This is a genomic window from Paraglaciecola sp. (genome assembly GCF_030730205.1).
In the GTDB taxonomy this organism is placed as follows: domain Bacteria; phylum Pseudomonadota; class Gammaproteobacteria; order Enterobacterales; family Alteromonadaceae; genus Paraglaciecola.
Genome location: NZ_JANQVQ010000271.1, coordinates 1 through 8,932 on the forward strand (window position 1 = coordinate 1; position 8,932 = coordinate 8,932).

7 protein-coding genes and 1 tRNA gene are annotated in these 8,932 nt (G+C 42.2%); 6 read left to right on the plus strand and 2 right to left on the minus strand.

Annotation, left to right across the window (positions count from 1 at the left end):
• Window positions 1–118: 118 nt before the first annotated feature.
• Window positions 119–195: transfer RNA gene (locus NWQ57_RS17510), tRNA-Asn, on the minus strand.
• 1,104 nt (window positions 196–1,299) lie between these two features.
• Here NWQ57_RS17510 and NWQ57_RS17515 point away from each other — a divergent pair.
• The 3 genes from NWQ57_RS17515 to NWQ57_RS17525 all read left to right on the plus strand — a co-directional run bounded on the left by NWQ57_RS17515 (window position 1,300) and on the right by NWQ57_RS17525 (window position 5,663).
• Window positions 1,300–2,598, plus strand: coding sequence for an MATE family efflux transporter (locus tag NWQ57_RS17515; protein ID WP_372340936.1), 1,299 nt, complete (start codon window positions 1,300–1,302; stop codon window positions 2,596–2,598).
• Between the two features lie 18 nt (window positions 2,599–2,616).
• Window positions 2,617–4,623 (plus strand): excinuclease ABC subunit UvrB, encoded by a 2,007-nt coding sequence (gene uvrB / locus NWQ57_RS17520; protein ID WP_306023465.1) that lies wholly within the window; start codon window positions 2,617–2,619, stop codon window positions 4,621–4,623.
• A gap of 116 nt (window positions 4,624–4,739) precedes the next feature.
• Window positions 4,740–5,663: a LysR family transcriptional regulator gene (locus tag NWQ57_RS17525; RefSeq protein WP_306023466.1), complete on the plus strand. Its 924-nt coding sequence runs from the start codon at window positions 4,740–4,742 to the stop codon at window positions 5,661–5,663.
• Window positions 5,664–5,780: 117 nt separating this feature from the next.
• On the opposite strand, the gene queC is transcribed toward NWQ57_RS17525, so the two are convergent.
• Complete coding sequence (queC, locus tag NWQ57_RS17530; RefSeq protein ID WP_306023467.1) at window positions 5,781–6,443, minus strand: 7-cyano-7-deazaguanine synthase QueC; 663 nt, start codon at window positions 6,441–6,443, stop codon at window positions 5,781–5,783.
• Window positions 6,444–6,546: 103 nt separating this feature from the next.
• On the opposite strand from queC, the gene queE reads away from it, so the two are divergent.
• From queE to NWQ57_RS17545, 3 genes are all read left to right on the plus strand, one after another.
• The gene (queE, locus tag NWQ57_RS17535) at window positions 6,547–7,221 is read left to right on the plus strand and encodes a 7-carboxy-7-deazaguanine synthase QueE (RefSeq protein ID WP_306023468.1); all 675 of its coding nucleotides are present in this window, start codon (window positions 6,547–6,549) and stop codon (window positions 7,219–7,221) included.
• A 136-nt stretch (window positions 7,222–7,357) separates the two neighbouring features.
• Complete coding sequence (locus NWQ57_RS17540; RefSeq protein ID WP_306023469.1) at window positions 7,358–7,582, plus strand: hypothetical protein; 225 nt, start codon at window positions 7,358–7,360, stop codon at window positions 7,580–7,582.
• 73 nt (window positions 7,583–7,655) lie between these two features.
• Window positions 7,656–8,549, plus strand: a complete 894-nt coding sequence (locus NWQ57_RS17545) for an amino acid ABC transporter substrate-binding protein (RefSeq protein WP_306023470.1) — start codon at window positions 7,656–7,658, stop codon at window positions 8,547–8,549.
• Window positions 8,550–8,932 lie beyond the last annotated feature (383 nt).

Consider the following 8,932-nt stretch of genomic DNA (forward strand, 5'->3'; position numbering starts at 1 on the left):
GGGGGACCTGCGGATTAACAGTCCGTCGCTCTAACCAACTGAGCTAAGGGGGAATTTTACATAGATAACAGAAATTGTGATTGAACCATACTTAAAAACAATGATGACGCTTTTAGTTTGGCTCCCCCTCCCCGACTCGAACGGGGGACCTGCGGATTAACAGTCCGTCGCTCTAACCAACTGAGCTAAGGGGGAATCTTATTTCTGGGTTGAAAACTGGATTTATTAGTAACAACCTCCCGTTTTTCAACGGTGGCGAATGTTAATGAGACACTGGCTTACTGTCAACACTCAAAACAAGAAAAACGACAATCTTTTTTCTATCTGCGCAAACCTTGTGCAATAGTTGCTTTTTATTTGCGCGGGCGCTTGTTTTTTAGGCTTTTCGTTGAGATTTTGAGTACTTTATTTGTGCACTGCGTTAGTGCAGTAATTTTATGTGCTTTTGGTTATTTGCATATATTCAAAAGGTATTAAAAATGCATTGAACACTGTTTTAGTATACAGTGTTTAACAAAAGTGTAACCTTGTTAGCGGAGGTCGAAGGTTAGTGCCTGCTAACAAAAAATATTGCCCCTCTTTAAGCAAAGTCACGTGTTACCTGTGTCTGGCTTAGTTATCCACGAAACCTGTGGATAAAGCTGTGGGTTAAATGTTGGGATAGGAGGCTTTGATTTTCAAATGATTGTCAATATCTATTTATCTAAAACGGTGAATTATGTTTTTTATTAGTAAAAACAATGAGATAGTTTTTTTATTGGTTTTAATAGATTTTTTTTTCAGCAGGCTTCGCTTAGATTTTAAACGTAATTTGCTTGTGTGTTGTTTTATAAGGAAAAATTTAAAAACACTTATTTTAAGAGGTAAAACTCGAATAATTTAATTAAAGTCAAGATCTAAAATGGCTTTTAATCAGTGTTTTTTTATGGAGTAAGACGGTTTAAACGTTTAAAAAAAGATTGACGTGTTACTTTTATGCAACAGGTGTTTATTTTTTAGGATAAGTGTCGACACTCGTCGACATTCTTATAAATAGTAATAGTTGAATACGGGATATCGCGTATCATATCTGCCGCGATTACTCGCACTACAATTACATTACGTGTCGGTTTTAGCCAAATTTTGCTAAAGCTTAAGAGTAAAGTGTAAGAACTCATTCGCTGTTGTCATCAAAGGTCACTGGGATGGCTACATCCGCTTTTTTATATTCTATGCAGTCAAGTGAGAGATAAGTTGAGAAAAGCATCTAAATCGAGTCCTGACTTGTTGCAGCAGGACGTAGCAACAACATTAAAATCGATGACCATACCGATGATTATTGGCATGATTATGTTGATGACCTTCGGTCTGGTCGACACTTTTTTTATCAGTTTGCTTGGTACTGATGAGTTAGCGGCGATCAGTTTTACCTTTCCGGTGACCTTCACCGTGATCAGTTTAACCATTGGCTTGGGGATCGGCACTTCCGCCGTGATCGCGCGTTTACTTGGCGCAAAATTGCACGAGCAGGCTAAAGAAACGGCCACCGGTGCGTTGATGTTGTCTTTCATTCTTGCGGTTTTTTTAGCCTTAATTGGCGTGGTAACTGTTGACCCCATTTTCAGCGCAATGGGCGCCACGGCTGCTGAGTTAGTGCACATCAAAGATTATATGTATGTGTGGTACGCCGCCGGGGTATTTTTGGCAATGCCGATGGTGGGTAATAGTGTATTACGCGCTTCTGGAGATACCAAGACACCTAGCTATGTCATGGCGTTTGGAGGTTTGATTAATGCCATACTTGACCCGCTGCTTATTTTTGGTTGGGGGCCTGTCCCTGCGCTTGGTATAAAAGGGGCTGCTATTGCAACTCTTATCGCTTGGGCTGTAGGCTTATTTTATATTCTGTATCTCTTGGCGATTAAACGTCAATTAATGCAAGCAAGACTGCTTAACTTACAAGAGCTAAAGCGCAGTAGTGGTGGCATTTTAAAAATTGGTTTACCCGCAGCGGGGGCAAACATGTTAACGCCCATCGCGGCAGGTGTCGTGACATCATTCATAGCAAGTTACGGTCAGGTCGCGGTTGCTGCATGGGGAGTAGGGGGGCGTCTTGAATCCATCGCATGTATCGTTATTTTGTCGCTTTCGATGTCACTCCCCCCTTTTATTAGTCAAAATTTAGGGGCCAACAAATTAGAGCGAGTACAACAGGCGTTTCTCCTCAGTGTCAAGTTTGTGGTAGTTTGGCAGTTAGTCATTTATGCGGTGGTCGTTCTATGTGCTGGTTTAATGGCCAACATCTTTACAGATGATCACGAGGTCGCCGAGTTAATTACATTATTTTTATGGATTGTGCCTTTGGGGTATGGTTGTCAAGGAGTGATAATTTTAGCTAATTCATCTTTTAATGCCATGCATTTACCCATGTCTGCTTTAGTCCTTAACCTCGTTCGTTTATTCGTGGCCTACATTCCTTTTGCCTTTATTGGTAGCCACTTTTTTGGATTAACTGGCATTTTTGTAGGCATTGTATTCGCAAATATAATAGTGGCAGTTGTGGCCTTTATTTGGTTTAAACAAGTAATGAAAGCCCAAGTATCTAAGTTCCCACTGTAATAAAAAGAGTTTTTAAACATGAGTCGACCCTTTGAATTAAGTTCAAAATATTCCCCCGCTGGTGATCAGCCCAAAGCTATTAAAGCCTTGGTAGAGGGCTTAGAAGATGGTTTGGCACGCCAAATATTACTCGGCGTAACAGGTTCTGGTAAGACCTTTACCATGGCCAACGTTATTGCCGAAGTGCAGCGTCCTACTTTAATTTTAGCGCACAACAAGACCTTAGCGGCGCAGCTATATGGTGAGATGAAAGAGTTTTTCCCAAATAATGCTGTTGAGTATTTTGTCTCCTATTACGATTATTATCAGCCTGAAGCCTATGTTCCTTCCAGTGATACGTTTATCGAAAAAGATGCCTCAATCAACGCCCATATTGAGCAAATGCGTTTATCGGCTACCAAGTCATTAATGGAGAGGCGCGATGTTATTATTGTGTCAAGTGTGTCTGCCATCTATGGACTAGGTGATCCCGAGTCTTACATGAAAATGTTAGTGCATTTTCGTGTAGGCGACACCATGGACCAGCGCGATATCTTACGACGCTTAGTGGAAATACAATATAAACGTAATGATGTGGCATTTGAGCGCGGCACATTTCGGGTTAGAGGTGATGTGATTGATGTGTTTCCTGCAGACTCCGAGCGGCACGGTATCCGCGTTGAATTGTTTGACCAAGAAATAGAGCGCATCAGTATTTTCGACCCATTAACTGGGGCGGTGGAAAAAACCGTTACTCGTACAACGGTATTTCCTAAAACCCACTACGTGACGCCCAGAGAAAAAATTCTATCCGCAATTGAAAACATTAAAGTTGAGCTCAATGAGCGCCGTGAACAGCTCAGGTCAGTAAACAAATTAGTAGAAGAGCAGCGTATTAGTCAGCGCTGCCAATTTGATATCGAGATGATGCAGGAGCTGGGGTATTGCTCAGGGATCGAAAACTATTCTCGTTATTTGTCAGGCAGAACGCCAGGCGATCCTCCTCCTACCTTAATCGATTATTTTCCTGCTGACGGGCTGATGTTTATTGATGAAAGTCACGTAACAGTATCGCAGATTGGCGCGATGTATAAAGGGGATCGTTCGCGTAAAGAAACCTTAGTCGAGTTCGGTTTTCGCTTGCCTTCAGCGCTAGATAACCGGCCCTTAAAATTCGAAGAGTTTGAGCGAATTTCTCCGCAAACCGTTTATGTATCTGCTACACCTGGTAAATTTGAATTAGAACATGTGCCAGACATTGTCGAGCAGGTAGTGCGACCTACAGGCTTAGTGGACCCTGAAATCGAAATAAGGCCGGTTGGCACTCAGGTTGATGATTTACTCTCAGAGATCCATAAATGTGTGGCGCTTAACGAAAGAGTGTTAGTGACCACACTAACCAAACGCATGTCTGAAGATCTCAGTGATTATTTAGACGAGCACGGCGTCAAAGTGCGTTACCTGCATTCTGATATTGATACGGTAGAGCGCATTGAAATTATTCGTGATTTGCGCATTGGTAAGTTTGATGTGCTGGTGGGCATTAACTTGCTCCGAGAAGGTTTAGATATGCCAGAAGTCTCGTTGGTGGCAATTTTAGATGCGGACAAAGAAGGCTTTTTGCGCTCTGACCGCTCCTTAATTCAAACCATTGGACGAGCAGCACGACATCTTAAAGGTCGAGCGATATTGTATGCGGACCGGATGACAGGATCGATGCAACGGGCCATTGATGAAACGAATCGACGTAGAGAAAAGCAAACCGCCTATAACCTTGAGCACGGCATAACGCCTACTCAATTGTATAAGCCCGTCACCGATATAATGGACGTGGGTGATGGCCATGATGACGGCAAGGTTAAATTGCGCAAGGTCGCTGAATCTGGCAGTAGCTATAAGGCGCTAACTACAACGCAATTAATGCAAAAGGTGAGCGAGCTTGAAAAACAGATGTTTAAATTTGCCAAAGAGCTGGAATTTGAAAAGGCCGCCAGTTTGCGTGATGAAATTGAGTTGGCTCGACAGCAGTTGGTTAAACTCTCATAGTCCTGAAATTTGTGTTGTTAACTTTCACTGAACGTTAAATTTCCATTGTAATATCGTTGCCACTTTTCTAAGATGTAGTTTAGTATCAATAATTATACCTAAAAGTGGTGCTTTACATGTTAAACCGTCTACAAGAATCCGATATAAAACTTTTACGGGTTTTCTATGCCGTTGCGTCTTGCAACGGTTTTACTGCTGCGGAGCCCGTTCTGCGTATGCAAAGGCCAAACATCAGTGCCGCCATTAAGAAGTTAGAAGAGCGACTGGATTTAGTTCTCTGTCATCGCGGCCGAGGCGGTTTTCAAATGACCAAAGAAGGGGAAGTGGTTTTTCAAGAAACTAAGCGCATTTTTAACGCTTTTGATAACTTCGTTTTCAACCTTAAAAGTCTGCATGATGATTATTCAGGGCATATCACCCTTGTAATGATGGCTGGTCTGCCTCTTTCTTACCATTTAGCCGTGAGTAAGGCCGTTAAAAGCACCATGAAAAAGTTTGTTGATATCCATGTCAACATTCAAACTCGTTTGTACAACGAAGTTGAGCACGTTGCCTTATCGGGCGAATGTCACTTGGTATTATCAACGTATGACATGTTAAAACCTGAATCGGTGACCTTTCACTCGACCAATGTAACCTGTCGAGGTCGATTGTATTGTTCACCTTCTCATGCGCTAGCAAAATATAAAGAAGAGCTGCCCAAAGGCGTGCGCATTGAAGATTATCCGGCTATTGGTATTTCAGGCCTATCATCGGCCAACTATATTTCTGACGATAGCCGTATGGCGATACAGACATTTTCTGATTCGTTTGACGCGTGTTTATCGGCCATCATGACCGGCGAATATGTGGGGTTGTTGCCTGACTACGTATTGCTAAACCAAGGCTCTGGACTGGGTCTTGTGCCTGTTGGGGGGAGCATGTTTGAGTTTAAACATGAATTATTCTTAATGAATGGTAAAAATACTCGTTTGAATCCAGTATTACGTCATCTTATTAAAGAAGTGAGTTATTTTATTCAGCAAGTAGAAAAGAAATAATAAAACCACGAACTTAGTGTTGTACTTAAATAGTGCACAAAAAGCCTTCTCATCAAGGCTTTTTGTACACTGTCATAGGAAGGGTGTAATGTTTACCGCTCGACATAGACTCGAGGTTTACGCTTCATATTCCAAAGGATCCTTCTTCCCATTTTTGGCAAATGCTTCTAAGCGTTCTTGGCAGGCACCACATTTTCCACAAGCATGTTCACGTCCGTTGTAGCAGGTCCAGGTTTGAGCATAATCTAAGCCCATGTCAAGACCGGCAGTTAGGATCGCAATCTTACTTTGATGTAAAAATGGCGTAACGATTTCAACCGCTTCGTAATTGGCGATAGCGCATACATCGTTCATGCGCTCGACAAACTCTGGTCGGCAATCAGGATAGATAGCGTGATCGCCTGAGTGCGCACCGTAATAAACCTTGTTTGCGCCCAATGAAACCGCATAACCTACAGCCATCGAGAGCAAGATCATATTTCGATTAGGCACCACCGTGGTACGCATACTTTCTTGTTCGTAGTGGCCTTCTGCCACGGCAATATCAGAGGTTAACGAAGAACCGCCAATTAGCTCATTGATAGCTGAAATATCGATGATCTTATGTTTAACACCCAGGCTTTTGCAGGCATTTGCTGCATAAACGAGTTCCTTTTTGTGCCGTTGCCCATAGTCAAACGACAAAGCATAGACTTCAGCCCCATCTTTCACGGCCATATTGAGCACAGTGAAAGAATCCATTCCTCCCGAAAAAATAACTACTACTTTACTTGCTGTCATGTTTAGCTTCTTTATCTAACTACAATTGGTTAAGATCTTATGTCATCCGATAGGTAATTCCCAGACACCTAAGTCGAAAACATGGCACAAATGAGGAAGGGCATTGAGTCAGTACAAAATAAATGAAGTGTTTGAATCAATTCAAGGTGAAGGTAGCTTTACGGGTGTACCTTCAATTTTTGTGCGTCTACAAGGCTGTCCAGTGGGTTGCCCTTGGTGTGATACCAAACATACTTGGACTTTAGATTCACAATTAGAGCGCAGTAGTTCAGCGGTTATGGCCGAGAATGGCGAATCAGAGCACTGGTTTAATCAAACGGTGGAGCAATTATTGGCGTTATTTGCCCAGCATCACTATCGTGCTAAACATGTGGTCATTACCGGTGGGGAGCCTTGCATGTATGATCTTGTGCCTTTATCCAGTCGTTTAATTGCCGCTGGTTATTCCGTGCAAATTGAAACTAGCGGTACCTATGAAATTTCAACACATGAAGATACCTGGGTTACCGTGTCACCTAAGGTAAATATGCCAGGGGGCAGGGCGGTGCTTGCCAGTGCGATGCAAAGAGCTAATGAAATCAAACACCCCATTGCTATGGAAAAACATGTTGAAGAGCTAGACCAAGTATTAACTTTACTTGATACTGACGCTAAGCCGCTGATTTATTTACAACCGATTAGCCAACAAAAGCGCGCGACAGACTTAGCCATAAAAATCTGTATTGAACGTAATTGGCGTTTATCACTGCAGACCCATAAATTCATTGGAATAGAGTAGTCAGCGAACCGTGTTAGACCTTAAGCACCTTACCCAGTTTTTTCATAATTTTGCTGAGTCTATAATCAGGGGTATACCGGAGGTCGCAGCCAGTTATTGTGTTATCCCCAATATTATTAGGGATAACAGCAAAAGAGTGCTGAACACAGAAGACGAATTAACTCAGTTTTTTATGTCCTTTGAGCGTAAGTTAAGTGGTTTATGCATTGAGCAGTGTGAGCCTATAATTCATCAAACCTTACGTTTATCGGACGCCCTAATTTTTACCACGATGCGCTGGCAACTGCCGAATCACAATAATGAGCTAATTGGAGCTGGTCGTCCTCCTATACCCTACAAAAAATGGATGATGCTCAATTGAAGATTATCGTTACGGTTGTCGATGATGAGAATAAACAGTTGGAAGCATGTTTACCCACTGAGTTGAAAAATGAATGATTAAAGTAATATTGAGTTTCTTGGTATTGATTGCGTTTAGTGCGAACTCCTTAGCCGCATCGTGGCGTATTAACTACCCTCGTCCAATGTCAGAAAATGATAGGCGTGCGGATTATCCCCTTAAATTATTAGCCCTCGCGTTAGAGGAAACGGGCGTCAATTTTAAATTGGTCGCTTCAGATCGCATCATGCCGCAAAGTAAAGCGCTTAAAAGACTGATGGATAATCGGGAAGTGAATGTTGTTTGGAGTATGACGGATGAACAACGAGAAGAGCAGTTGCTACCCATTCGTATTCCTATTTATAAAGGCTTGATTGGCTGGCGGATATTTTTAATCCGCAAAGACATGGATTCGCGTTTCAAATATATCCAGAGCTTTGAACATTTATTGAAGCTTTACCCCATACAAGGCAGTGATTGGCCAGATACTAAAATACTGCAAGCTAACGGTTTTGATGTATTAACTGCGAATGAACACGACGCCTTGTTTACAATGTTAGCTAATGCTCAAGGTGATTTTTTCCCGCGTTCAGTGGTTGAAATTTTTGAAGAAATAAAAACCTATAATCCTGACAATGAATTTGAAATAGAGCCAAAGCTCGGTTTACGTTACCCGGCGGCCATGTATTATTTCGTTAATAAAAATAGCGTGCCTTTGGCAAAATTAATTGAAACAGGTTTAGAAAAAGCGATTAAAAGCGGAAAGTTTGATGAATTGTTTTATGAAGAACATCAGGCTTATTTTGACCAAGCTGATATGAATAAGCGTACATTTCATCAGTTGCAAAATACTTATTTGCCCATTAAAACACCTCTACATCGCAAAGAGTTGTGGTTTGAAAATAAACAACCTACGTTGATCATCGATACTGACGGCGTTGGACCATAAAACTGACCTACTATAGCTAAAGACTTGGGTTTCACTGACACAGCCGCTTCGCGTTAAAGATTATGTGCTGCGCCCACTAAGGCATGCACTTCGTGCACAAAGCATTCGCTGCGCGAACTGGCATCCAAGCCTTATTTCAAGCCTCGTCCCGAGGCTTGACTCACTTTTTACCAACAGCCGCAAAAAGTATGGTCGGATGGCAGGGATGCCATTAGAAAAACGCAATGGATTGCGGTGGGCGCAGCGCATGCCATGTGCACAAAGTGCATAATTTCCGTGGCTGCAGGCCATGTATGGTAAGCGTAGAGATAAAACCCGCTTTTGCTTCTACAAAAAAGCCAGCTTAATCGCTGGCTTTTATCTATTAAAGTTTGAGCTATTTA